Source organism: Acinetobacter sp. V116_7 (assembly GCF_056735735.1).
This window is the reverse complement of sequence record NZ_JBWZIF010000011.1, coordinates 68079-92931: the sequence shown is the minus strand read 5'-3', so window position 1 is coordinate 92931 and position 24853 is coordinate 68079. Positions and strand designations below refer to the sequence as shown.

Genomic DNA, 24853 nt, shown 5'->3' with positions numbered 1-24853 from the left:
GAAAAACTGGCATGCGGCACACACATTTTTTAATGCCTTTGGCACTTGTTAGCGCTATGGCAGCGGTACAACAAGCATATGCAGCTGATGATTTCGTCGTTCGAGATATTCGTGTAGATGGTTTAGTCCGTCTTACTCCTGCAAATGTTTCTACCATGTTGCCAATCAACAGTGGCGATCGCGTTAATGAACCGATGATCGCAGAAGCAATTCGAACATTGTATGCCACTGGACTTTTTGACGATATTAAAGCATCAAGAGACAACGATACTTTAGTTTTTAATGTCGTAGAGCGCCCAATTATTTCAAAACTTGAATTTAAGGGTAACAAACTTATTCCTAAAGAGGCTTTAGAGCAAGGCCTCAAAAAAATGGGCATTGCCGAAGGCGAAGTTTTCAAGAAGTCAGCTTTACAAACAATTGAAACTGAATTAGAGCAGCAATATACCCAGCAAGGCCGTTATGATGCTGATGTAACTGTTGATACGATAGCTCGTCCAAATAACCGTGTTGAACTTAAATTAAATTTTAATGAAGGTACGGCGGCTAAAGTTTTTAATATCAATATTATTGGTAATACTGTTTTTAAAGACAGTGAAATTAAACAAGCCTTTGCAGTTAAAGAAAGCGGTTGGGCTTCAATTGTAACTCGTAATGACCGTTATGCTAGAGAGAAAATGGCAGCGAGCCTTGAAGCTTTGCGTGCGATGTATCTGAATAAAGGTTATATCAATTTTCATATTAATAACTCACAGCTTAATATTAGTGAAGATAAGAAGAACATCTTTATTGAAGTTGCTGTAGAGGAAGGCAGTCAATTTAAATTTGGGCAAACCAAGTTTTTAGGTGATGCACTTTATAAACCTGAAGAATTACAAGCTTTAAAAATCTATAAAGATGGCGATACCTATTCGCAAGAAAAAGTAAATGCTGTTAAGCAATTGCTATTGCGTAAATACGGTAATGCTGGTTATTACTTTGCAGATGTGAATATTGTTCCACAAATTAATAACGATACAGGTGTTGTTGACTTAAATTACTATGTAAATCCAGGTCAGCAAGTTACTGTGCGTCGTATTAATTTTACTGGTAACAGTAAAACTGCCGATGAAGTATTACGTCGTGAAATGCGTCAAATGGAAGGCGCTTTAGCGAGTAATGAAAAAATTGATTTGTCTAAGGTTCGTTTAGAGCGTACAGGATTCTTCAAGACTGTTGATATTAAACCGGCTCGTATTCCAAACTCACCAGATCAGGTGGATTTAAACGTAAATGTTGAAGAACAGCACTCGGGAACTACAACATTAGCGGTAGGTTACTCACAAAGTGGTGGTATCACATTCCAGGCAGGTTTGAGCCAAACTAACTTTATGGGAACGGGTAACCGTGTTGCGATCGATTTATCTCGTTCTGAAACTCAAGATTACTATAATTTAAGTGTTACAGACCCTTACTTTACAATTGATGGGGTAAGCCGAGGTTATAACGTTTACTATCGTAAAACAAAGCTAAATGATGACTATAACGTTAATAACTACGTTACTGATAGTTTTGGTGGTAGTTTAAGTTTTGGTTATCCAATTGATGAAAATCAAAGTTTAAGTGCTTCATTAGGTATTGATAATACTAAAGTAACGACGGGTCCTTATGTGTCTACCTATGTTCGTGATTACTTATTGGCGAATGGAGGTAAGGCAACAGGTCAAGATACTTACTGTCCACCAGATCAGTTGGAAACAACTACAGATCCAGTTACAGGAGCGGTGACATATACAGGTAAATGCCTTGTTACACCAACTCCATATAATAATGCATTTGAAGGTGAGTTCTTTACATATAACTTAAATTTAGGCTGGTCATACAATACATTAAACCGTCCTATTTTCCCTACTTCAGGTATGTCTCATCGTATAGGTCTTGAAATTGGTTTGCCTGGTAGTGATGTTGACTATCAAAAAGCAACTTATGATGCACAGGCATTCTGGCCAATTAAAGACACAGGTTTCGTGCTGCGTGGTTACGGTAAACTTGGTTATGGTAATGATTTACCATTCTATAAAAACTTCTATGCGGGTGGTTATGGTTCTGTTCGTGGCTATGATAACAGTACCTTGGGTCCAAAATATTCAAGTGTAAATTTACAAGAAACCAAGCAAAATGACGGTTCTCCAGAAGAAGTCGGTGGTAATGCTCTAGTGCAGTTTGGCACAGAGTTGGCTTTGCCATTACCATTCAAAGGAGATTGGACTCGTCAAGTACGACCAGTTCTTTTTGCTGAAGGTGGTCAGGTATTCGATACCAAGTGTGACGTTGGTTCTTATTCTATGATTATGAATGGTCAGCAAATTGCAGATGCTAAAAAATACTGTGAAGATAACTATGGCTTCGACTTAGGTAATATGCGTTATAGCGTTGGTGTTGGCTTCACATGGATCACCATGATCGGACCATTATCTCTTAGCTATGCATTCCCTCTAAATGATAAGCCTGGTGATGAAACTAAAGAGATCCAGTTTGAAATCGGTCGTACTTTCTAAGTACGACTTGAATAAACATGCAATAAGGACACAAATTTAAATGAAAAAATTAAATATATTAATGTTAGGACTAGGTTTGACAGTTTCTGCCATGACTAATGCTGCCGGTTATGGTGTCATTGATCTTGCTAAAGTTGTTGAAAGCAGTACTTATTTGAAACAACAAAACGCAAGTTTAAATCAATCAGTTAAGCCAACCACAACTCGTCTTGAGCAGTTAGGTAAAGAGTTAGAAGGTCTTCAACGTCAAGCCCAAACTCAAGGGCAAAAAATGAAAGAAGATGATATCAAAAAGCTTCAGGCGCAATATCAAACAAAACTCAATGAATTTAATTCTACTCAACAAGGTTTGCAGTCAAAAGTTCAAACTAGTTTGCAAGGAATGAACTCAACTTTTGAGACTCGTGTGAAGCAAGCAGCTGAACAATTACGAAAAGAAAATAATCTTGACTTTATTTTGAATAAAAATTCAACTGTTGCCTATGACGCTAAATATGATTTAACTGATAAAATGATACAAAAGGTTAATTCAATGAAATAAATTAATGAAAGTGCAACATTATCGTTTAGATGAACTAGCTCACCTAGTAAATGGTGAGCTAGTAGGTACGGGTAGTCTTCAATTTATAAACTTAGCAAGTTTAGAAAATGCTGAAACTCATCAAATTGCTTTCGTGAATGGCGAAAAGTATATTGATCAAGCAAAGGCTAGCCGTGCGGGTGCGTACATTGTTACAAGCCTTATTAAAGAACAGCTTCCTGACAAACAAAATTTTATTATTGTTGATAATCCATATTTAGCTTTTGCTATCCTTACACATGTTTTCGATAAAAAAATCACATCGGTGGGTATAGAAAGTACTGCTCAAATTCATCCTTCTGCGATCATTTCTGAAACAGCATATATTGGTCATTACGTCGTTATTGGCGAAAATTGTGTAGTTGGTGATAACACAATTATTCAGTCTCATACTCGACTGGATGATAATGTGGAAGTTGGAAAAGATTGTTTTATTGATGCTCATGTCACCATTACGGGTGGATCTAAGTTATTTGATCGTGTGCGAGTTCATGCAAGCACTGTAATTGGTAGTGAGGGTTTTGGCTTTGCGCCATATCAAGGAAAGTGGCATCGTATTGCCCAATTGGGTTCAGTTGTTATTGGTAATGATGTTCGCATTGGTTCAAATTGTAGTATTGATCGAGGTGCACTCGACAACACCATTTTGGAAGATGGGGTAATTATTGATAACCTTGTGCAAATCGCGCATAACGTTCATATTGGTTCAAATACAGCTATCGCTGCTAAATGCGGAATTGCTGGTAGTGTTAAAATTGGCAAAAACTGTATTCTAGCTGGGGCTTGCGGTGTATCAGGCCACCTTTCTATTACCGATAACGTGACTTTGACCGGAATGTCAATGGTCACAAAAAATATTTCTGAACCTGGTACTTACTCTTCGGGAATTGGATTATTTGAAAATAGCCATTGGAAAAAGACAATTGTACGCTTGCGACAATTAGCAGATGTGCCATTGACCCAAATCACTAAACGACTTGATCATATACAAGCTCAAATAGAGTCTCTTGAATCAACCTTTAATTTGCGTAAATAGAATATTATGACCGAGTCAACTACACCTAAATTTGCCATCCCTGAATTACCAATGCAGATTCAAACGATTCGTCAATATTTGCCGCATCGTTATCCTTTCTTATTGGTTGATCGTGTGACTGAAGTTACTGACAATAGTATTGTTGGTTATAAAAATGTTTCTATCAATGAAGAGTTCCTACAGGGACATTTCCCAGAATATCCAATTATGCCTGGTGTTCTAATTGTTGAAGCATTAGCTCAAGTTTCAGGTGTTCTAGGGTTTATTATGAACAATGAAACGCCAAAACCTGGTTCTTTATTCCTTTTTGCTGGTGCGGAAAGAGTTAGATTTAAAAAACAAGTAGTTGCTGGTGACCAACTTGTATTAAAATCTGAATTAGTAATGCAAAAACGCGGTATCTACAAATATAATTGTACGGCTACCGTGGATGGTATTGTAGCAACAACCGCTGAAATTATGATTTCACACCAAAAAACAGAGCAGGCATGAGCAATCACGACTTAATTCATTCTACGGCCATTATTGATCCATCTGCAGTGATTGCTCCAGATGTCCAGATAGGACCTTATTGCGTTATCGGTCCAAATGTGACGATTGGTGCGGGTACTAAACTTCATTCTCATGTAGTAGTGGGTGGTTTTACCAAAATTGGTCAAAATAATGAGATTTTCCAGTTCGCAAGTGTTGGTGAGGTTTGCCAAGATTTGAAATATCAAGGTGAAGAAACCTGGTTAGAGATTGGTGATCATAATTTAATTCGTGAACATTGCAGTTTACATAGAGGAACTGTGCAAGATAATGCTTTAACTAAAATAGGAAGTCATAACCTATTGATGGTTAATACACATATTGCACATGATTGTATTGTTGGTGATCACAATATTTTTGCGAATAACGTTGGTGTCGCTGGGCACGTACACATAGGTGATCACATCATTATTGGTGGTAATTCTGGTATTCATCAATTCTGTAAAATTGATTCTTACAGTATGGTGGGTGGAGCATCACTAATTTTAAAAGATGTACCAGCTTACGTTATGGCTTCTGGTAACCCAGCTCATGCATTCGGTATTAATATCGAAGGAATGCGTAGAAAGGGTTGGTCTAAGAATACAATTCAAGGTCTCAGAGAGGCTTATAAATTAATTTTTAAATCAGGCCTTACTTCTGTTCAAGCTGTTGAGCAGATTAAAAATGATATTCTTCCGAATGTTCCTGAAGCTCAATTACTAATTGACTCTGTTGAACAGTCAGAACGTGGTATTGTGCGTTAAGAAAATATATTAAAAAAAGACACTGCATTTTGCAGTGTCTTTTTTTTCTTAAAATTATTATTTATTAAAAAATTTGGCTTCTTCAGATTTTGGATACTGACTTAAAATTTTAGTTTTATATTGGTTTGCTGAAGCTGTATTTTTATCGACATCTTTAGCAATGCTATAGAGTTGATAAAGGGCGCGAGGAGCTTTACTCGAATTTGGATATCGAGTTGCTACTACATTGTAGTTCTTTTTAGCTTCATTATAATTCACTGGATCAGTTGCTAAATTAAACTCAGCTAACCAAAAATAGGCATTCCCTGTATAGACGCTATTAGGATGATTTTTGATAAAGTTCTGCATTGGAGCAATCGCTTTTTTTGCTCCACCTTGTTTATAGGCATCTAAAGCGACCGTGTAAGCTGCCTTTTCAAGCTCTATAGGGTTTGATTGGTTTTGTGAAGGTGGTTGTGAGGCTTCCGGTTGAGGTGGAGGAGTAGTGGATGGGCTGCTTGTTGGGGCAGTATTGACTACTTTGTTTTCAACTGCAGGAGTTTCTGTGCTTGCCGTAGCAGGAGTATCACTGTTCGTTGGATTATCTGATTGTGCACTTTCAGGATCAACTTTCTGATTAAGGAGTTCTAGGCGTTGATCTAGGTCTGTGTAGCGATTGGATAGATCTTTTTTCAATTGTTCAATATCGTTTGATTGTTCTTCTAATTGCCCACGCAGGGTACGTATATCATTTTCTAATTGTTGATTTTTTTGCATTAATTCCCAGTTTAAATTACTAGGTACCGAAACATTATTAGAAGAAGTATTAGTTGCGCTACCACCACTTTGGCTTAAACCGCGAGACTCAATTGGAATGTTGGCATAGAGAGAGGTAGTGCTCATTAAGGCAATAAATAAGAAAGAATGCTTCATCAATCGCATGAGTATAGGTCCATAATTTTATGTAAAAGCCAACTTAAAAAAGGAATATATAAACTATTCACTTAACTATCTAACTAAGATTTTAATTGGTCAATGCAATTAAAACAGCTAACAATATAAATGCAAGAATAGTTTACAATCTTCAAGCATATTTTATCCAAAATTAGATACAAGAAAGAATATAGGGGAGAGAAGTATAGGAATTTAAGGCTTTTTGCTGATGAATTAATCAATCGAAACATAAACTTGCTTAAAACTGTGAAGAAGGCTTGCAACTATTTTAAAAATCTCTATACTCTGTTTTGCAATGGTAGCCCCGCTGGTGGCTTCGCAATTGTACTCTGTGAACCCCGCCAGGACCGGAAGGTAGCAACGGTAGCAGATCTATGATGTGCCGAAGTTTTGCTAGTGGGGCTGCCACCATTCTTTTAATCCACTCTCCGTTGGATTGCCTTCATAATTACATCTAAATCAAATCCTCTATATTGTAAAAACCTCATCTGTTTTGCTTTAAGTTTAGGATCTTTTTCTACTTCTTCACCGAATTTCTTCACTTTCAGTTGATAAGCCTGTTCTACCCAATCAATATTATGAATTTCATCAGCAATTAAATCATTTTCGATTTGTTTTGTTTTTAAAGCTTGCTTAATACGTTTTGGACCTTTGCCTTTACGAATCTGGCTAGCTAATGTTAATTCGGCAACGCGTTGATCACTTTGATAGTTTTGTTCAGATAATTCTTCAACAAGTCGCTTAACCTCTTCAGGGTTTTGTGCATAACGAGTTAATTTTTCAGTAAGCTCTGCTTTGGAGTAATCTCGACGAGTCAATAAAGCAAAAGCATAAGAGCGTAAACGTTGACCTGTAAGCAAAGCTCTTTGTTGAGACTGTTCTTCAGTTCTTTTGAACATAGTATTAGGGTTCCCTTGTAAAAAAACGCCCCGAAGGGCGTTTTAAGGCTCATGAATAATTAAGATTCTAGTAGAAGATCAGCTTCTTCTTCATCTTCAACTTGAGCAGTATTAGTACCTGTTGTTAACAACTGTTCGCGGATATTACGTTCAATCTCTCCAGCCATTTGAGGATTTTCTTCAAAGTGGCGAATAACATTGTTCTTACCTTGACCAATTTTATTACCTTGATATGAATACCAAGCACCTGCTTTTTGTACGATATCTTGTTGTACAGCTAAATCTACAAGTTCACCTAGCTGGTTTGTGCCTTTACCATATAGGATTTGGAAAATAGCCTCTCTGAAAGGAGGAGCCATTTTGTTTTTAACCACTTTAACTCGGGTTTCAGAGCCAACGATTTCATCGCCTTCTTTTACTTGACCAATACGACGGATATCTAAACGTACAGAAGCGTAGAACTTCAATGCGTTACCACCAGTTGTAGTTTCTGGACTACCAAACATTACCCCAATCTTCATACGGATCTGGTTAATAAAGATAACCATACAGTTTGAACGTTTAGCATTACCCGTAATTTTACGAAGTGCCTGACTCATTAGACGAGCTTGCAAGCCCATATGAGAGTCACCCATCTCACCTTCAATTTCTGCTTTAGGAGTAAGTGCAGCGACTGAGTCGACAACGATTAAGTCAATTGCACCAGAACGAACGAGCATATCTGCAATTTCGAGTGCTTGTTCACCGTTATCAGGTTGCGATACAAGCAGATTATCAATGTCTACACCAAGCTTACGCGCATATTGTGGATCTAATGCATGCTCTGCATCGATAAAGGCACAAGTACCACCAGTTTTTTGACATTGTGCAATTGCTTGTAGAGTCATTGTGGTTTTACCAGAAGATTCTGGACCATAAATCTCTACAATACGACCTTTTGGTAAACCGCCAATCCCCAATGCAATATCTAAAGTCAAAGAGCCTGTAGATACAGCTTCAACAGCTTGAACAGTGTTGTCACCGAGACGCATCACCGTATTTTTGCCAAATTGTTTCTCAATTTGACTTAGCGCGGCTTGTAATGCTTTGCTTTTATTCTCATCCATCTCAAAAACCTCAATACTCTATGTTCATCACGTTTAACCCAAGTGGATGCATTGAATCTCAACTTGTTTCACTAGGGTAATAGTGACAGATTTTTTCTATAGCTTCTATGTGTTGTATGTGTGTGTGCGACACAACTCGACGTTTTTATTCATCACCGTATGACCAATTTTGATCATTCTCCTGTTTAAACCGAATAATTTGACGACGATCCTTTTTACCCGGTCTATGGTCAGGTCGAGCTAGATTATGCAATTTTCGTTGGGATGCAATCAACTCCCGTCTAGCAATACTTACTTCGGTTTCTTCATAAAGTTGCTGTGCGATTGGAGCTGGACCACGTGTGTTCGAAAGAGCTTTTATCACAATAGTTTTCTTATCAAACCCTTGCTGAATAACAAGTTCCATTCCAACTCGAATTTCTTTGGAAACTTTTACACGCTCATTATTGTGATGTACTTTACCTCCCTCAATCGCTCCTTTAGCAATTGAACGAGTTTTAAAAAAACGAGCAACCCATAACCATTTGTCGACACGCATGGTCTCTACAGCATCGTTTTCAGGCAATTTTGACATCATTATCCTTTCTATCAATTTCATTCAATATAGACAGCAATTCTGTAAGTCGATCTAGTGCTTTAAATTCTAAATCTTGATGCTGTTTTATATCCTTTAGACTTGAGGGCTGCGAGATAGTAAACAAGTGTTGAATACCAAATTTTTCTGCTGTCTTTAATACGGGAGCCGTATCATCAATAAAAATCGTTTCATCTGGATTGAATGGATGTAATCTTTGGAGTTCTTGCCAAAAATTAATATCTTCTTTGGCATAACCTACTTGTTCACTTGATATGATGACATCGAAGAAATGTTCAATCGCAATATTATCGAGTTTTAAGCGTAAGCTCGCGCGGTCAGCATTCGTCACTAGCCAACACATGTATCCTTGCTCTTTAAGTTGTTGCAAAAGCTCAATACAGCCAGAACGAGCTTGAATCTTAGATTGAAATTCTTGTTGTAATTTGAGTACATCAACGCCTACAGTTTTAGTCCAATAGGTTGATGAATACCAAACAAGCGTATGGCGATGTGATTGATAAAATTGATATAGCTTTTCTTTGCTCTTGGAGAGGGGAAGTTGATGTATTTTTGCATGTCGTTCAGGAAGACATTCATTCCATATGAAATCATCAAAAGCGAGATCTAAGAGTGTACCATCCATGTCAAACATTATGATTTTAGACATTTTTTTAAATATCTCCAAAATCATTCATAGCAAAATTTTTAAGACACATTTACCATATATCCTTTTAAAATCATAAATTAAATAAACTTATAAATACTCAAACTAATTTAAAACTCCATCCAATAATTTTCTAAAATTTACATAGCTTCATAGGACGGATAGGAAAGATAAATGGTTTGAAATTATAACGTGGAATTTGGTAAAACAAAAAATAATAATGAAGCAGTTTTAGTAGAAAATTCCTCCTTTAAATTAAAAATATTTAAAATTTATTTAAGATTTTTAGCCCCTAGGATTAAGTTTGCTTACATAGGATACGTATTGACAAACATTTTATAAATTGAAGGATACTTATTTAAAGTTATATTTAAAATTATTCATATAAGAATTTAGAGAAAGCAATGAAAATTGGATTTATTGGTGGAACCAATGACGGTATCGTAATCAATGCTGCCGATGGCCTTGATACTTATAAACTTGAGTGGCACTACAAAGCAGAAAAACATTGTGAGTCACAGCTTAACTTAGGGCTGAATGGACCTGAGTATGATTATTACAATTTATTAATTCTAAGAAAGAATAAAGAGGCTAAACTTTTTTATGTGCTTACTACTATGGAAAAAGAAGAAATAGCAGATAAGCTTCATGAATATTGGGAATGTTCAACCTCTGTCGGTTATGACTTTGATGAGTAAGCATTCGTGATTTCATATAACACATGTTCTCTTAATTCGTGATGAAGAGGAACTTTAGGATGTTCGAAGTTTTTAACTTTTTGCATTCCAAGTTTTTTCATGACAGCTTGAGAGGGTGTATTAATTGTAGCGGTAAATGAAACGATCTTATCTAAATTCAGTATATTAAAACCATAATCTAAAACTGCTTTTGCTCCTTCTGTTGCATAACCTTGTTTCCAAAATTCTTTTGCAAGTCGCCACCCAATTTCCACACATGGAGAGAAGTCAAATTGTTCAGGTTGGCTGTGTAGACCAATAAATCCGATAAATTGATGGGTTTCTTTTAATTCTACTGCCCAAAAGCCCCAACCATTTTCATGAATGAGAGATGAAATTTTTTGGATTAAATTAAGGCTTTCTTGGGGTGTTAAAAGATTTGGGAAAAATTGCATAACATCTTGATCTAAGCCCATTGTTATAAATGGCTCAAAATCACTTTCTTTCCACTGTCTTAAAATTAAACGCTTTGTTTCGATCATGAGATGACTCTTTAATTAAAAATGAGGGGTCAAAGTGGTTTTTGCACAATCTTCTGTAAAATGATCTTGGAATTGATGCTCACTACACCTTTTATTTTATTTAAGGTGTTAATGACAAAATGAGAAAAAGAACTCAAATCTTTGGTCGCAACGTGTAAAACATAATTAGATTCGCCAGTAATAATATATGCATTAATGACTTCATCAAAATTTTTGATCTGACTTAAAAAGAAGTTGTGATCATTTTCTGTTAGCTGGGCAAGTTTTATTTCGACGATTGCCTCAATTTTTATGCCTAGTTTTTCATAATTAACTTTCGCTTGATATTTTTCAATTACACCATTGCTTTCTAAAATTTTAACACGCCGATGACAAGCTGAAGCCGAAAGGTTAACGAGATCGGCCAGTTCTTGGTTACTTAACCGAGCATTATCTTGTAAATACTTCAGAATTTTTAGGTCGATTGCATCCACATTCATTTTCGAATTTCATCCATGTTTTTTAATTTTAATTCGAATTTTATACGAAAATAGCAAATTTTAATCAAATATTATCGAATAAATCGAAAGAATTAGCGTGATAAAATTCAAATACAAAGGAAATGTTGAAAATAGGTGAAATAACAAATGATTACTCGCGAACAATGCCTCTATTGGGATCAGGAAGATGAACTCAAAAAGTTTAAAGATGAATTTGAACTGCCAAAAAATGTCATTTATTTAGATGGTAATTCTTTAGGTGCAAGACCAAAGAAATCATTAGAGATTGCTCAGCATATTATTTCAAAAGAGTGGGGCGAGGACCTCATTAATAGTTGGAATAAAGCAGATTGGTGGGGGCTACCGACTAGGCTCGGAGATAAAGTCGCGCAGCTTATTGGTGCCGAAAAAGAGGAAGTCATTATTTCAGACTCAACGACCTTAAATTTATTTAAAGTTTTATCGGCAGCGGTAAAAATTCAAGCCGAAAAATTTCCGGAACGTAAAATTATTGTTGCGGAAAAAGATGCTTTCCCAACCGATATTTATATTATTGAAGGCTTTATAGACTTGATTAATCAAGGTTATCAAATTGAGTTAATTGATGGGGCCGATGATTTGCCTCGTGTTTTGGCAAAAGATGTGGCTGTCGTTGTTCTTTCTCATGTGAATTATCGGACTGGATATTTCTATGATATGGAATCTATTAATCAACAAATCCACGCTAAGGATGCTTTGATTATTTGGGATTTATGTCACTCGGTTGGTGCAGTGCCTATGGATCTTAATCAGAGCAACAGTGATTTTGCGATTGGTTGTACTTATAAATATTTAAATGGCGGCCCAGGTTCTCCAGCATTGTTATGGGTAAATCGAAAGCATCGTGATCAGTTCTGGCAACCTTTATCAGGCTGGTGGGGGCACAAAAAACCATTTGATATGGCTCAGCACTATGAACCAGCTAACAGTATTCGTCGTTATTTGTGTGGAACACAACCTATCATTTCGATGAGTCTAATCGAATGTGGTATCGATATTTTCTTACAAGCTGATATGCAACAAATACGCGAGAAATCTCTCAAATTAACTGATTTGTTTATTCAACTTGTTCAACAAGAATGTCCTCAGTTTGGTTTTGAGCTGATTACACCTTTAAACCATAAATATCGTGGCAGCCATGTCAGTTATAGACATGAGTTTGGTTATGAAATTATTCAGGCGCTTATTGCCCGTGGTGTGATTGGGGATTACCGAGAGCCGGAAGTATTACGTTTTGGAATTACACCTCTATATTTAGGTTTCGAAGATATTTGGAATGCCGTACAGCAACTTAAGCAGATTATGTTGAATAGTGAATGGAAAAATGAGCGTTATCTGGTGCGTAGCGAAGTGACCTGATCGTTAACGGTTAATATCAGAAGAATGGCTAGGAGGGCCTATGAGCAGTTTTGATGAAATACAAAATCGAGAAGCGGGTTTACATAAGAAATTATCCGCAAAACAGATGGGAATGATTGCAATTGGTGGAGCGATTGGTACAGGACTGTTCATGGGAAGCAAGTTTGCAATTAGCTTTGCTGGACCAGCTGTCATCGTGAGCTATGCCATTGGCGGCTTAATTGCATTTGCTATTATGGCTTGTTTGGCTGAGATGACAGTTCAGCATCCTACGTCAGGCTCATTTGGAGCATATGCTGAGCATTATGTAAGTCCTCTTGCTGGGTTTTTAGTCCGTTATTGTTATTGGGCATGTATTGTATTAGCGGTCGGTACAGAAATTACAGCAGTTGCTGACTATATGAAATTATGGTTTCCCCATGTAGGTTCCTGGGTCTGGATCGCTTTTTTCTCGCTGACTTTGCTTGTGGTTAATGCATATAGCGTTAAAGCTTTTGGATTGGTTGAATATTGGTTTTCGACAATAAAAGTCTTTGCAATTATTGTATTTATTCTTTTAGCAATTGGTATTTTGACTCAAAGTCATGGAGGAACAGAACAGGTTCTCTCTAATTTAACCGAGCATGGTGGCTTTTTTCCTCATGGTTTTAGTGGGGTCTGGATCGGGGTAATTATTTCAATATTTAGTTATTTAAGTATAGAAATGATCGCTGTTGCGGCTGGTGAGGCTAAGGATCCGGAAAGAGCCGTTAAGAAAGCTTTTAAAAGTACTGCAATTCGCTTAATCCTATTTTATCTACTGTCTTTATTTCTCATTGTGGCACTTGTTCCTTGGACAACTTTAATTGGAGCCGATGCGACCAGCCCTTTTGTGATGGTAATGAAAATTGTAGGCATTCCATATGCGGACAGTATTTTAAATTTTATTGTAATTGTCGCGGCCTTATCCGCCATGAATAGTATGTTGTATATCTCAACACGTATGCTATTTAGCTTGTCACGCGCAGGTGATGCACCAAAACTATTTGGTCGTATTAGTCATAATGGTGTACCAATCAACGCGTTGCTATTGTCAGCAGTGGGTATTGGGATCGCGAGTATTGTTTATACCATTAATCCGAGCTCGGCATTCCCGATCATGATTGCTTTATCTATGTTTGGTGCACTGTTCACGTGGGGCAGTATTTTTGTTACCCATATGTGTTTCAGAAGGCACATGGCACGAAAAGGCCAGCAATTAAAGTTTAAGGTTCCAGCAAGCCAGTTAATTTCACTGTTGGGGTTAATCGCAATTTTAAGTATCACAGTCACCACATGGTTTACCAATGAATTCAAGTCAACTTTACAATTTGGAGTTCCATTAGTTGTTGTGCTTACTGTTTTCTATTATTTAAAACGGTCATCAGCCAAGCTTGCTTTAAATGCTCATGAAGAATCGTTGAAGTGAGAGACCTATGAGACCCTATGACAATGCTAGAACTGTGGCCAATGAACATGAGATATTGGCAGAATTTCAACGAACAAGTTTACTGAGCTACCAAAAATTTACTCATATTAGAGATATCGAATATGGCAAATATCCAAGGTCAACCTTAGATTTATTTCCATTAGAGCAAGCCCAAAAGACTGTTATTTTTATTCATGGCGGCTATTGGCAATGGTGTGATAAATCAGATTTTGGATTCATCGTACCGTATGTTCGAGCAAAAGGAGCCCAGTGTGTTCTTTTAGAATATGATTTGGCACCACAAAGCAAAATTTCAGATATTGTTTCTCAAGTTAATCAAGCTCTCGATTTTATTCGAGAGCAAGACTGGAGAACCGATGAGATGGTTCTGGTAGGGCATTCAGCAGGGGCGCATCTGGCTGCTTTGTCATTAGGCCATCCACTCATATCTGAGATGGTGTTGTTAAGTGGAATTTATGACTTAAGACCTATACAAAGCACTCATTTAAATCATGCTCTCAATCTTTCAAGCGAAGATATCTTAAAATATAGTCCTGTTCATCACAGTGATCGAGTCACTATTCCATGTTCAATTTACTGTGGTGAACTTGAGCTCGAAGAGTTGAAATGGCAAAGCCAAAATTATTTTGATATTAAAAAAGAGCAAGATCAGGATTTTGTTTCTTTTAAGCTTATTCCTAAAATTAATCATTATTCTATTTTAGAACACTATTTTAAATCGATATTAGTTTAAGCAGTCGAATTACAATATATGCAATGTGATTGTATGAGTAATTAATTTTATAGAAAGATAAAGTGTGAAGTGAATCACATCTTAACCTGTTTTTTTATAGAAATTATTTATTGTTGTTGACCTAACAGTGGAACTTAATTAGATTAAAAAGATAGTGCTTTCTCACTAGACAATAAATTGTTTAGCTGTTGTTTAGTTGAGTTTTTAAGTCCGTAGCTTCCCAAGATGCGGACTTTTTTATTTGACTTTTAAAAACAATAAGATAAAGGGTGGTATAGCTATAATATCTATCCAAAGATTAATATGAATGAATAAGATAGACCTGTGATAAATAAGAAATAAACTAGGATTTTTTCATGATTTAACTCGAATTATCATTTAATAAGTAGATTAATTAAAATATAAGCTGTTTTAATCTTCATAAATTTGTCATATAGGTCCGATAAATTATAAGAAAATAAAAAGCTATAAAGAATAATTAAATAATATATATAGCATTGGTAAGTACTTGATTTAGTCGGCTCTCATAAGTTGGCTTTTTTTTATTTATAAAGGAGCCTTTATGAAAGTACAATATTTTGAAGGCGGCATGTATAAACATATGTGCCCAGGTTGCGGGTATCTTCATTATATTCCTGTCCATTATCCTTTTTCTAATGGTAACCAATGGACTTTTAATAATAATTTGGAAAAACCAACTTTTGATCAGCTCATAATTATGTATGGGCATTGTAATTACTTTATTAAAAGTGGCTTTATTGAATATAGTGTTAACTGTAGACATCATTTAGCAGGATGTACAGTTGAGTTGCCAGAACTAAAATTAAAAAATTATAGGTTTTATTAATTTTAGTTTTTGTCTTATATATTTAAGATCATTTAAAAATTTATAGAATCGGTAAGTAATAGAGACTCTGGAAATATATCTTTACATATTTAATACTGAATATGTATAGTTAAAGAAATTGTAAATTTATTTTGGTTGAAGCTAGGATTGAAATTTGCAAAAATTTATATAACTTACTGTTTTATAGTTTTTTATGGATATCTGGAAATTTTTAAGAAGTTTTAACACTATTGGAACATATCTCATTATTTCTACATTTATATTGTTTTTAATGATTATATATTTTTACATTATACATCCCAGCTAATCTAAATTATCAATAGAATAAAATAATCTTCGACTTTTTAATTTATTTGAATTGGTTCTCACTTTTAATAGAAAAGGATAAGAGTATTGTATAGACCCAAGTTTTATGAAAATATGACTTGGTTATAATACATGGAGAATATAATAAAAATTCCTTTCTAAAAAATTTTAACCTCTAAATATAAAGACTGTACTGATCATAACAACGATGTCTGAAGTAAAAATATGGAGATTTTTTATGAAATTTTGCCAAATATCGGCTGCTTTCTTATCAATGGCCGCCGTCAATCTAGTCGATGCAGCACCTGCTACAACAAATTCTGTACTAACTTCTTCGGAAGCTAGAGGAATTATTAAAAACCAATATATTGTTATTCTCAATAAGGATGTTGGTCCTTCTAATGATTTTGCACAAAGTATTGCTAAACAACATAGGGGAAAGATATTACAGACTTATGATACTGTACTTAAGGGATTTGCAATTTATTTACCCGATGTTGCGGGTAGTGCTTTTGTTGAAGCTATGAAAAAAAATCCCAAAGTTCTTTCAGTAGAAAATGACACAGTCATAAAAATTGATGCAACTACACAAAGCAATCCAGATTGGGGCTTAGATCGTATTGATCAGAAAGCCTTACCTTTAAATTCCGCTTATTCATATTTGCAAACAGGCTCGGGCACAACAGCTTATATTGTTGATACCGGAATATTATCTACGCATCAACAGTTCTCTGGACGAGTAGTAAGTGGCTATACTGCGATCTCTGATGGAAATGGTACAACGGATTGTAATGGGCATGGTACTCATGTAGCAGGAACAGTTGGTGGCAGTACTTATGGTGTTGCTAAGAACGTAAGTTTGGTCCCAATACGAATTTTAGGATGTGATGGGTCTGGTGCTTCGAGTAACGTGATTGCGGGGTTAGATTGGATATTAAAAAATGGTAAAAAGCCAGGCGTGGTGAATATGTCTTTAGGCGGCGACGCAAACACATCCTTGGATAGCGCAGTAGAAAACTTATTTAATAACGGTTATGTGATGGTTGTCGCTGCAGGAAATTCTAATGCAGATGCATGTAGTTCTTCTCCAGCAAGAGTGAGTAAAGCAATTACTGTCGCTGCTACAGATAATACTGATACACGAGCGAGTTATTCTAATTATGGAAGCTGCGTCGATATTTTTGCGCCGGGAAGTCAGATCAATTCTTCATGGATTGGGAGTAATACCGCAACTAAAGTTTTAAATGGAACGTCAATGGCTACTCCACATGTTGTTGGTGTTGTAGCTGAAATGTTACAAAGTACCCCTACAGCAACACCTCAGACAATCTCAACTAATCTGTTAAATCAAGCAAGTAGTAATGTGGTAAAAAATCCTTCTGGTAGCCCAAATCGATTGTTATATAAATCACCTTAATAAGAAGTATGTCTTGAAATTGGAAAAGGTCCCGAAGGACCTTTTTTAGATTTTTGCATGAGTACCATATTTATCAATCATGATTGAACTGGCTTCATTTAAACCGCGAACCGTTACCTGAATACCGTTCTTTTGAAATTTATTTACTACTGAATCTAGCATAGCAACTGAAGTCACATCCCAAATATGAGAGTGGGTAAGATCAATAATGACTTCTTTAATTTCTTCTTTAAAGTTGAAACGTTGCATAAATTTTTCAGATGAACTGAAAAATATTTGACCTCTTAATTCATATAGACGAGCTTGATTCTCGAATGAAGGTTCTATACGAATATCATTTTCAAGTTTATTTACTAAGAAAAGTGCTGAAAGTAATACACCCGTTAACACACCTAGCGCTAAGTTATGGGTAGCAACCACTACAATAACGGTAGCGATCATAACGACATTACTACTTTTAGGATTATTTTTAAATTGAGTGAGAGAGTTCCACTCAAAAGTACTGATCGATACCATAATCATGACTGCAACCAGAGCAGCCATAGGAATCACTTTTAACCAATCACTTAAAAATACCACTAAAATAAGTAAGAATATGCCTGCGCAGAATGTGGATAAACGTGTGCGACCACCCGATTTTACATTAATCATTGATTGACCAATCATGGCACAACCAGCCATGCCACCCATAAAACCTGAAGCAATATTTGCTATACCTTGACCTTTACATTCTTGAAATTTATCACTAGATGTATCTGTCATTTCATCAACGATTGTTGCAGTCATCATTGATTCAAGTAAGCCAACCGCGGCAAGGGCTAAAGAATATGGAAGAATAATAAGGAGGGTTTCTAAATTTAAAGGAATATTCGGAATTAGAAATATAGGTAACGTATCTGGTAATGATCCCATATCACCCACTGTTCGAACGTCAAAACCTAAAAAAATAGCGAGTAATGTGACCACTACAATACAAATAAGAGGTGAGGGAAAGAACTTTCCAATTTTTGGAATATAGGGGAATAGATAAATAATTCCTAAGCCGATTGCTACTAATAAGTAGACATGCCACGTCACATTTACCAATTCTGGTAATTGAGCCATAAAGATAAGTATGGCGAGAGCATTCACGAATCCAATAACCACCGATTTAGAAACAAAACGCATGAGTTTGGCGAGTTTGAAATATCCTGCCAAAATCTGTATGACGCCAGTTAATACTGTTGCTGCAAATAAGTATTGAAGCCCATGGTCCTTTACGAGCGTTGTCATAACCAAAGCCATTGCGCCTGTAGCCGCCGAAATCATAGCGGGACGACCACCTACGAAAGAAATAATAACGGCAATACAAAAGGATGCATATAAACCGACTTTGGGATCCACACCCGCAATAATTGAAAATGCAATTGCTTCTGGAATTAAAGCAAGACCCACAACAAGACCAGAAAGAATATCTGCGCCGACATTAGAGAACCATTGTTCTCGGACATTCGATAACATGAGAAATAGCCTAAGTTCTAAATTTTGAAAGGCTAGTGATGTGATATACCAACACAAGCGACTACACCACATCACTAAACAGTGATGAGTTATTTACAATGAATAAGGGTAAATAAACTTAAGGTGGCGTAAGTGTCATAGGTATAAAGATTTGAGGCATCTAAAAGTGCCCGAAGAATAGCATAAGTTTTTAAGGCTGACTAACCTAAGTCGACTAAACCAATTTAATCATAATTCTTCATTTCAGCTTTCGGCATTGAGGTAAATTCATTCGCAGGCATATCTAAGAAAAAATCTTTTGCTTCAGAATGAGTGCAGTTGAGCCAATCATTTCTAAGATCATCTGGTATTACAATAACTGAGCGTTTTTCATCATCTGGTTTATGAAATTGTTTCATAAAAGGGTGATGATCAGCATTGATTGTTAATAGCGACATTGATCTAACTTTCTGTTCATCAATAAGTGTTTCTTCAAAGATCGCAGCCAGTGTAAAAGGTTGCTCATCTTGCCGGAAAATACCATACCAATGCGCTTTTCCATTGATATATTTAGGTTCATAAATGGCTTCAACAGGAATAAGCGCAAATTGGTCATTTAACCAAGCATGTTTAAAAGAGCGCTTTTGTTGTACTGTCTCTGTTCTGGCATTATACGTTGCGTATTTGAAAGCAATTTCTTTGGCATAAGGGGGAAGCATTCCAAATTTAGCTTTTCTCCACTCAAGCTCATTTTCATTCGATAAAATGAGTGGGCAATCATCACTTGGAAAAATATCCATCTTATATTCAAAAGTGGGTTCAAATAAGTTTAATTGATTGGCATGTGTTTTCTTAATAGGTTTAAAGTTTGCACACATAAGACACCTTCATTGCAAAAATAGCTCTCAATTACAGCTTCTAACTTTTAATCTTTAGTGATGTATATTTTTATAATTAGAATTGTCTCTTTGAGTATTAATTTTTAACTATCAATTACTTCGTTAATAAATATTTATTTAAATAATGGCCATTTCAAAAAAGTTTCAGATATAAAATGAATTGAATAGATAAATCGTATAGTTAAGTTGCTCATCTTAAAGAGAGTTTATTCAGTTTTAATAGCTACTTTTATGCAACAGAGCCTTTCAGAAATTTAGATTTTAATAGATTCGTTATTCATCATAATACAAATCATATAGAGAACTCTTACAAACCCTTTATTAGAGGTTTAAAAATTCTCGGAAAATTTTGACAATTTATAAGGTGGACACATGAATAAACATTTATTGGCTAAAATTGCTTTATTAGGCGCTGCTCAGCTAGTTACACTCTCAGCATTTGCTGATATTCCTCTAACTCCATCTCAATTTGCTAAAGCGAAATCAGAAAACTTTGACAAGAAAGTTATTCTATCTAATTTAAATAAGCCACATGCTTTGTTGTGGGGACCTGATAATCAAATTTGGTTAACAGAGCGCGCAACAGGTAAGATTCTAAGAGTGAATCCGGAGTCAGGCAGTGTAAAAACAGTTTTTCAGGTGCCTGAGATTGTAAATGATGCTGATGGACAAAATGGTTTATTAGGCTTTGCTTTCCATCCTGATTTTAAAAATAATCCTTATATCTACATTTCGGGTACATTTAAAAATCCGAAATCTACAGATAAAGAACTACCGAATCAAACGATTATTCGTCGATATACCTATAACAAGTCAACTGATACTCTTGAGAAGCCAGTCGATTTATTAGCAGGATTACCTTCATCAAAAGACCATCAATCCGGTCGTCTTGTCATTGGTCCAGACCAAAAGATTTACTATACGATTGGTGATCAAGGGCGTAACCAGCTTGCTTATTTATTCTTGCCAAATCAAGCACAACATACGCCGACTCAACAAGAAGTGAGTAGCAAAGACTATCATACCTATATGGGTAAAGTACTACGCTTAAATCTTGATGGAAGTATTCCAAAAGATAATCCAAGTTTTAACGGGGTGGTTAGCCATATTTATACGCTCGGACACCGTAATCCGCAGGGCTTAGCATTTACTCCAAATGGTAAATTGTTGCAATCTGAACAAGGTCCAAACTCTGATGATGAAATTAACCTCATAGTTAAGGGTGGTAACTATGGTTGGCCAAATGTAGCGGGTTATAAAGATGACAGCGGCTATGCCTATGCAAATTATTCGGCAGCAACCAATAAGTCACAAATTAAAGATTTAGGGCAAAACGGAGTAAAAGTAGCGGCAGGTGTACCTGTGACGAAAGAGTCTGAATGGACTGGTAAAAACTTTGTATCACCGTTAAAAACTTTATATACCGTGCAGGATAGCTATAACTATAATGATCCAACTTGTGGGGATATGACCTACATTTGCTGGCCAACCGTTGCGCCGTCATCTGCTTATGTCTATAAGGGCGGCAAAAAAGCAATTGCTGGTTGGGAAAATACATTATTGGTTCCATCTTTAAAACGTGGTGTTATTTTCCGTATTAAGTTAGATCCAACGTATAGTGCGACTTATGATGATGCGGTACCAATGTTTAAAAGCAACAACCGTTATCGTGACGTGATTGCAAGTCCAGATGGAAATGTTTTATACGTGTTGACTGATACAGCCGGAAATGTCCAAAAAGATGATGGCTCTGTAACGAACACATTAGAAAACCCTGGGTCTCTGATTAAATTTACATATAAAGCTCAGTAACACAGGCCATTAAAAAACCGATCTACATAAGATCGGTTTTTTTAGCTTAAGAAAAATTATTCAGTTACGACTAATACCGGTAAATGAATTTCTCCTAAAAGAGCTTGAGTCACACTTCCTAAGAAGAACTTTTTAAACCCTTTTCGACCATGAGAACCAATCACTAATAGGTCAGCTTTGAGTTCAGTAGCGGCTTTAATAATTTCTGTGTGAATTGTTTGACCCTCAACAATTTTTGTTTCAACAGAAATTCCATGTTGGCTAAATTGTTCTTTCGCTTGGTCTAAAATACCCTGAATAGATGCTCTAGCTTTATTAAAGTAATCCTGTGCTAATTCTGTACTATCAATGAATTCTACAGAAATAAAAGGATCTATAGTAAGCGCATATACTAGAGTCACTTTACTACCAAAGGCCTTAGCAAGTGCTGCTGCATGATTGACAGCAATGAGTGAAGTAGGAGAACCATCGACTGGAACCAAGATATGGTGATAACTCATATATTGCTCCTTATTGTCCTGTGACAATGTATGGTGCCAAAACACCGATTTATTATCTTTATGCTTATATTATGAACAATTTTTGAAAGATTATTGTTTATTTTTAGTATGGAGAAAAGTAAGAGATTTTATTAAAAATTTTATCTTAAAGCGTGATAATGACTTTCTAAGTAAGGTTGATTCTGTTTAAGTATTGAAATGACTTGATTAGCATCTATAGCAGATTCAAATAAAAATCCTTGGCCTATACTATATCCAAATTGTCGAAGTAGTTCTTCTTGTTCAGGGGTTTCAATTCCTTCTGCAATAAGCCCCAGTGATAAATTTGGAGCGAGTAGCCCAATTGCTTGAACAATCGCATAAATTGATGGGTCATGTTGCATCTTTTGTATAAAACTACAGTCTACTTTCAAACTATCAATTGGATAGTCTCGAATATGGGTGAGTGATGAAAAACCTGTACCAAAGTCATCTAGAGCAATATGTACGCCATGCTGTTTTAATTTATTAAGTGCACGGATCACATACTCTGAACCTCGATCGCCCAACATATGTTCAGTGACTTCTACTTCAATATAATGTGTTGGAATTTGAAATTGATTGATCTTTTTCAAAAGCCGTTCAGCATAGTTGTCTCTTAAAAACTCAACAGGAGCAGCATTGAGTGAAACAGGAAGGGGTTTAATACCAAGATCTATCCATTTTGCGATGTCCCGTAAAACTTGATGTTGCATCGTTTCACCGATTTTACTCGCTAAATTATAATCTTTAAAAGCCTCTGCAATTTGTGACGGATAACCCTTTTGAGCGGAAGTTGTATGCCATCGCAATAAAGCCTCAAAACCTACAACACGATGAGTTTTTAAATCTACTTTAGGTTGATAGTAGGGTTGGATTGTATGATGACGAATAAGCTGACGTGCTAAATTAAGCTGAGAAGCGACTGTTTCGGTCATTTGCATCATGCATGGGTCATACATGCGAATACCACCACGACCACGTGCTTTTAAGTCATGCAATGCCATATCTGCACAACTGAGTAAACCAGATTGGTCGACGGCATCTTGAGGATAAATTGCACAACCAATACTCATACCACCATTTAGAACATTGCCTAAATAAGTAATAGGTTGATTTAGCTGCTGAAGTAAGATTGCGGCTAAGTCACGCACATCACTTTCAGATTTAAGGTTATTAATAATAACCGCAAACTCATCTCCACCCAGTCTTGCGACAAAGCATCTTTCATCATCAACACAATGACTAAACCGTTTGGATAAAACTTTTAAAAGATGGTCGCCTGCGCTATGCCCTAATGTGTCATTAATATGCTTAAAATGATCGAGATCAATTAATAGTAAACCCACACTTGTTTGGCTATCTTTTGAAGATGCAAGTGTACGTTTAAGTTGAAATTTAAATGAACGCCGATTACATAATCCAGTCAGTTCATCTCGTTCACTTATATTTCTAAGCTGATTTTCTGTCAAATGCTGTTGAGTCACGTTACGTGATACACACAGTATTTGTATGATTTCCCCATTTTCCCGATGAATCGGGGTCAGCATATTATCCCAATATTCGGGGTCCTGATCTGGTAAACAACTCATTCCAGCGAATCTGGCAACTTTGCCTTGAAGGGCTTTTTTTAAAGCCACACGTCCACGTTTACGAATATGAGGTGGCAATAGCTCAAGCCATTTCATTCCAAATTTTGTTTCATCAACAGGAACACCTAAAGCGAGGCATCCTGATTTATTCATATGAGAAACTGTGCCGTCTACATTCAATACTTTAATGCAATCTACACTGATGTCTAACATTTGATTTTGTATTTCAATATTCTTTTGCAGGTTTTGTTGCTCTTGAATATCGTGATCAATATCTAAAAAGCTGACATACCATTCACTCGCTAGAGAAGAGCCACGATATTTAGATGCTTGAATGGAAAGCTTGCACCATCTATATTGATTGCCACTTTGTAAAAGTCGGCATTTTAATTCTATTCTTTTTTGCAGGCGAATTGCTTCGAGCCATCTATTTTTGACTTCGTCTAAATCGACAGGAGATATAAAATCTAACCATTGCTGAGGTAATGGAGAAAAAGTATCCTGCCAATATTCTGTACACTCTACATTGCAATATAATATCAAGCCATTTTCATCACTGACCCAAGTCGGTAGTGGAATCTGCTCAACAATAAAATGCTTTTGGGTGTTGTTCGACATTGAAGTCATAACATGCCTAGAAAGATTGTATGGGCGGGTAATCTAATTATTAGTCGTTATTGTAATCTTTCTGTAGTAATCAAAACAGTAATAAATAAATTTCAATTGTCTTTTTTTTGAACTAAATTTGAGATCTTAAATAAATTATATACTTAATATTTAATTTATGTTTTTGTTATTTATTAATTTTTATCTGTCTTAAGTTAAAAAAAGATTTATGCTTATTTTTGTAAAAAACTTATTAAAACAGAAGCTTATATTTGTCTCTGTAGAACTATCTTAATAAAAGCCATGAAAATAAATTATAAAAATGAGAAGGATTAAATTGCGAGGATTAAAATCTTAATAAGCCAAAATTTAACCATAATATATATAAGAGGGGAGATTTTAGAAAGTCTAAATAAATACAATAACCACCATTAAGTTTACAAAAGTAATATAAAATAAAGGCTTATATTA

The 24853-nt window shown here is 35.8% G+C and carries 24 protein-coding genes and 1 other RNA gene; 14 read left to right on the top strand and 11 right to left on the bottom strand.

Annotation, left to right across the window (positions count from 1 at the left end; genetic code table 11):
* The first annotated feature begins 11 nt into the window (after positions 1–11).
* The 5 genes from bamA to lpxA are packed head-to-tail and all read left to right on the top strand — an operon-like array spanning position 12 to position 5430.
* Entirely contained in the window at positions 12–2537 is a 2526-nt protein-coding gene (gene bamA, locus AC1PJP_RS01150) for an outer membrane protein assembly factor BamA (RefSeq protein WP_005306270.1), read from the top strand.
* 40 nt (positions 2538–2577) lie between these two features.
* Positions 2578–3078: an OmpH/Skp family outer membrane protein gene (locus AC1PJP_RS01145; protein WP_049836885.1), complete on the top strand. Its 501-nt coding sequence runs from the start codon at positions 2578–2580 to the stop codon at positions 3076–3078.
* Between the two features lie 4 nt (positions 3079–3082).
* Positions 3083–4153, top strand: a complete 1071-nt coding sequence (gene lpxD, locus AC1PJP_RS01140; RefSeq protein ID WP_049836884.1) for a UDP-3-O-(3-hydroxymyristoyl)glucosamine N-acyltransferase — start codon at positions 3083–3085, stop codon at positions 4151–4153.
* Between the two features lie 6 nt (positions 4154–4159).
* On the top strand, positions 4160–4645 hold the full coding sequence (fabZ, locus tag AC1PJP_RS01135) for a 3-hydroxyacyl-ACP dehydratase FabZ (protein WP_003652176.1): 486 nt from the start codon (positions 4160–4162) through the stop codon (positions 4643–4645).
* On the top strand, positions 4642–5430 hold the full coding sequence (lpxA, locus tag AC1PJP_RS01130; RefSeq protein WP_003652175.1) for an acyl-ACP--UDP-N-acetylglucosamine O-acyltransferase: 789 nt from the start codon (positions 4642–4644) through the stop codon (positions 5428–5430). Before fabZ ends, lpxA begins: the two co-directional genes overlap by 4 nt.
* Positions 5431–5487: 57 nt before the next feature.
* On the opposite strand, the gene AC1PJP_RS01125 is transcribed toward lpxA, so the two are convergent.
* Positions 5488–6351 carry a YbgF trimerization domain-containing protein gene (locus tag AC1PJP_RS01125; protein ID WP_282496516.1) on the bottom strand — a complete coding sequence of 288 codons (864 nt, stop codon included), beginning with the start codon at positions 6349–6351 and terminating at the stop codon, positions 5488–5490.
* A gap of 317 nt (positions 6352–6668) precedes the next feature.
* Between AC1PJP_RS01125 and ffs the strand changes: the two genes are divergently transcribed.
* An RNA gene (gene ffs / locus AC1PJP_RS01120) (signal recognition particle sRNA small type) lies at positions 6669–6765 on the top strand.
* Between the two features lie 14 nt (positions 6766–6779).
* Here the strand turns inward: ffs and AC1PJP_RS01115 are convergent.
* From AC1PJP_RS01115 to AC1PJP_RS01100, 4 genes are all read right to left on the bottom strand, one after another.
* Positions 6780–7262 (bottom strand): regulatory protein RecX, encoded by a 483-nt coding sequence (locus AC1PJP_RS01115; RefSeq protein ID WP_005306262.1) that lies wholly within the window; start codon positions 7260–7262, stop codon positions 6780–6782.
* Between the two features lie 59 nt (positions 7263–7321).
* Positions 7322–8368 carry a recombinase RecA gene (gene recA, locus AC1PJP_RS01110; protein WP_049836882.1) on the bottom strand — a complete coding sequence of 349 codons (1047 nt, stop codon included), beginning with the start codon at positions 8366–8368 and terminating at the stop codon, positions 7322–7324.
* Positions 8369–8513: 145 nt separating this feature from the next.
* Complete coding sequence (locus AC1PJP_RS01105) at positions 8514–8942, bottom strand: RNA-binding S4 domain-containing protein (protein ID WP_282496517.1); 429 nt, start codon at positions 8940–8942, stop codon at positions 8514–8516.
* On the bottom strand, positions 8926–9612 hold the full coding sequence (locus tag AC1PJP_RS01100; protein ID WP_151989163.1) for an HAD-IA family hydrolase: 687 nt from the start codon (positions 9610–9612) through the stop codon (positions 8926–8928). Before AC1PJP_RS01100 ends, AC1PJP_RS01105 begins: the two co-directional genes overlap by 17 nt.
* A 401-nt stretch (positions 9613–10013) precedes the next feature.
* On the opposite strand from AC1PJP_RS01100, the gene AC1PJP_RS01095 reads away from it, so the two are divergent.
* The gene (locus tag AC1PJP_RS01095) at positions 10014–10307 is read left to right on the top strand and encodes a hypothetical protein (RefSeq protein WP_151768749.1); all 294 of its coding nucleotides are present in this window, start codon (positions 10014–10016) and stop codon (positions 10305–10307) included.
* On the opposite strand, the gene AC1PJP_RS01090 is transcribed toward AC1PJP_RS01095, so the two are convergent.
* Both AC1PJP_RS01090 and gigD read right to left on the bottom strand, forming a co-directional pair.
* Positions 10289–10828: a GNAT family N-acetyltransferase gene (locus AC1PJP_RS01090; RefSeq protein ID WP_282496518.1), complete on the bottom strand. Its 540-nt coding sequence runs from the start codon at positions 10826–10828 to the stop codon at positions 10289–10291. The genes AC1PJP_RS01095 and AC1PJP_RS01090 overlap by 19 nt on opposite strands.
* A 29-nt stretch (positions 10829–10857) precedes the next feature.
* Entirely contained in the window at positions 10858–11307 is a 450-nt protein-coding gene (gene gigD / locus AC1PJP_RS01085) for an Lrp/AsnC family transcriptional regulator GigD (RefSeq protein ID WP_004791887.1), read from the bottom strand.
* A 147-nt stretch (positions 11308–11454) separates the two neighbouring features.
* Here gigD and kynU point away from each other — a divergent pair, with 147 nt between their 5' ends.
* From kynU to AC1PJP_RS01055, 6 genes are all read left to right on the top strand, one after another.
* Positions 11455–12705, top strand: coding sequence for a kynureninase (gene kynU, locus AC1PJP_RS01080; RefSeq protein ID WP_479766385.1), 1251 nt, complete (start codon positions 11455–11457; stop codon positions 12703–12705).
* Between the two features lie 40 nt (positions 12706–12745).
* Entirely contained in the window at positions 12746–14152 is a 1407-nt protein-coding gene (locus tag AC1PJP_RS01075; protein WP_416663230.1) for an amino acid permease, read from the top strand.
* Between the two features lie 7 nt (positions 14153–14159).
* The gene (locus tag AC1PJP_RS01070; protein WP_416663228.1) at positions 14160–14906 is read left to right on the top strand and encodes an alpha/beta hydrolase; all 747 of its coding nucleotides are present in this window, start codon (positions 14160–14162) and stop codon (positions 14904–14906) included.
* Between the two features lie 562 nt (positions 14907–15468).
* The gene (locus AC1PJP_RS01065; protein ID WP_479766384.1) at positions 15469–15753 is read left to right on the top strand and encodes a ubiquitination-like system serine protease family protein; all 285 of its coding nucleotides are present in this window, start codon (positions 15469–15471) and stop codon (positions 15751–15753) included.
* Between the two features lie 193 nt (positions 15754–15946).
* A complete protein-coding gene (locus AC1PJP_RS01060; RefSeq protein ID WP_225623321.1) occupies positions 15947–16060 on the top strand; it encodes a hypothetical protein in 114 nt (37 codons plus the stop codon).
* 237 nt (positions 16061–16297) lie between these two features.
* Positions 16298–17476 carry a S8 family peptidase gene (locus AC1PJP_RS01055; RefSeq protein ID WP_479766383.1) on the top strand — a complete coding sequence of 393 codons (1179 nt, stop codon included), beginning with the start codon at positions 16298–16300 and terminating at the stop codon, positions 17474–17476.
* Positions 17477–17521: 45 nt separating this feature from the next.
* On the opposite strand, the gene AC1PJP_RS01050 is transcribed toward AC1PJP_RS01055, so the two are convergent.
* Entirely contained in the window at positions 17522–18976 is a 1455-nt protein-coding gene (locus AC1PJP_RS01050) for a SulP family inorganic anion transporter (RefSeq protein WP_250375535.1), read from the bottom strand.
* A gap of 224 nt (positions 18977–19200) precedes the next feature.
* Positions 19201–19833, bottom strand: coding sequence for an SOS response-associated peptidase family protein (locus AC1PJP_RS01045; RefSeq protein WP_013197622.1), 633 nt, complete (start codon positions 19831–19833; stop codon positions 19201–19203).
* 393 nt (positions 19834–20226) lie between these two features.
* Between AC1PJP_RS01045 and AC1PJP_RS01040 the strand changes: the two genes are divergently transcribed.
* The gene (locus AC1PJP_RS01040) at positions 20227–21666 is read left to right on the top strand and encodes a glucose/sorbosone family PQQ-dependent dehydrogenase (protein WP_013197623.1); all 1440 of its coding nucleotides are present in this window, start codon (positions 20227–20229) and stop codon (positions 21664–21666) included.
* 56 nt (positions 21667–21722) lie between these two features.
* Here AC1PJP_RS01040 and AC1PJP_RS01035 read toward each other — a convergent pair whose 3' ends face one another.
* The gene (locus AC1PJP_RS01035) at positions 21723–22166 is read right to left on the bottom strand and encodes a universal stress protein (protein WP_005046644.1); all 444 of its coding nucleotides are present in this window, start codon (positions 22164–22166) and stop codon (positions 21723–21725) included.
* Between the two features lie 140 nt (positions 22167–22306).
* Positions 22307–24403, bottom strand: a complete 2097-nt coding sequence (locus tag AC1PJP_RS01030; RefSeq protein ID WP_416715261.1) for a sensor domain-containing protein — start codon at positions 24401–24403, stop codon at positions 22307–22309.
* Positions 24404–24853: the final 450 nt, after the last annotated feature.

Coding starts and splice junctions, on each gene's coding strand:
- gigD (WP_004791887.1), bottom strand. CDS start 11,307: ATGAATGTGGATGCAATCGACCTAAAAATTCTGAAGTATTTACAAGAT.
- AC1PJP_RS01035 (WP_005046644.1), bottom strand. CDS start 22,166: ATGAGTTATCACCATATCTTGGTTCCAGTCGATGGTTCTCCTACTTCA.
- AC1PJP_RS01050 (WP_250375535.1), bottom strand. CDS start 18,976: ATGTTATCGAATGTCCGAGAACAATGGTTCTCTAATGTCGGCGCAGAT.
- AC1PJP_RS01055 (WP_479766383.1), top strand. CDS start 16,298: ATGAAATTTTGCCAAATATCGGCTGCTTTCTTATCAATGGCCGCCGTC.
- lpxA (WP_003652175.1), top strand. CDS start 4,642: ATGAGCAATCACGACTTAATTCATTCTACGGCCATTATTGATCCATCT.
- kynU (WP_479766385.1), top strand. CDS start 11,455: ATGATTACTCGCGAACAATGCCTCTATTGGGATCAGGAAGATGAACTC.
- fabZ (WP_003652176.1), top strand. CDS start 4,160: ATGACCGAGTCAACTACACCTAAATTTGCCATCCCTGAATTACCAATG.
- lpxD (WP_049836884.1), top strand. CDS start 3,083: ATGAAAGTGCAACATTATCGTTTAGATGAACTAGCTCACCTAGTAAAT.
- AC1PJP_RS01065 (WP_479766384.1), top strand. CDS start 15,469: ATGAAAGTACAATATTTTGAAGGCGGCATGTATAAACATATGTGCCCA.
- AC1PJP_RS01090 (WP_282496518.1), bottom strand. CDS start 10,828: ATGATCGAAACAAAGCGTTTAATTTTAAGACAGTGGAAAGAAAGTGAT.
- AC1PJP_RS01040 (WP_013197623.1), top strand. CDS start 20,227: ATGAATAAACATTTATTGGCTAAAATTGCTTTATTAGGCGCTGCTCAG.
- recA (WP_049836882.1), bottom strand. CDS start 8,368: ATGGATGAGAATAAAAGCAAAGCATTACAAGCCGCGCTAAGTCAAATT.
- AC1PJP_RS01145 (WP_049836885.1), top strand. CDS start 2,578: ATGAAAAAATTAAATATATTAATGTTAGGACTAGGTTTGACAGTTTCT.
- bamA (WP_005306270.1), top strand. CDS start 12: ATGCGGCACACACATTTTTTAATGCCTTTGGCACTTGTTAGCGCTATG.
- AC1PJP_RS01075 (WP_416663230.1), top strand. CDS start 12,746: ATGAGCAGTTTTGATGAAATACAAAATCGAGAAGCGGGTTTACATAAG.
- AC1PJP_RS01105 (WP_282496517.1), bottom strand. CDS start 8,942: ATGTCAAAATTGCCTGAAAACGATGCTGTAGAGACCATGCGTGTCGAC.
- AC1PJP_RS01030 (WP_416715261.1), bottom strand. CDS start 24,403: ATGACTTCAATGTCGAACAACACCCAAAAGCATTTTATTGTTGAGCAG.
- AC1PJP_RS01125 (WP_282496516.1), bottom strand. CDS start 6,351: ATGCGATTGATGAAGCATTCTTTCTTATTTATTGCCTTAATGAGCACT.
- AC1PJP_RS01100 (WP_151989163.1), bottom strand. CDS start 9,612: ATGTCTAAAATCATAATGTTTGACATGGATGGTACACTCTTAGATCTC.
- AC1PJP_RS01115 (WP_005306262.1), bottom strand. CDS start 7,262: ATGTTCAAAAGAACTGAAGAACAGTCTCAACAAAGAGCTTTGCTTACA.
- AC1PJP_RS01045 (WP_013197622.1), bottom strand. CDS start 19,833: ATGTGTGCAAACTTTAAACCTATTAAGAAAACACATGCCAATCAATTA.
- AC1PJP_RS01060 (WP_225623321.1), top strand. CDS start 15,947: ATGGATATCTGGAAATTTTTAAGAAGTTTTAACACTATTGGAACATAT.
- AC1PJP_RS01070 (WP_416663228.1), top strand. CDS start 14,160: ATGAGACCCTATGACAATGCTAGAACTGTGGCCAATGAACATGAGATA.
- AC1PJP_RS01095 (WP_151768749.1), top strand. CDS start 10,014: ATGAAAATTGGATTTATTGGTGGAACCAATGACGGTATCGTAATCAAT.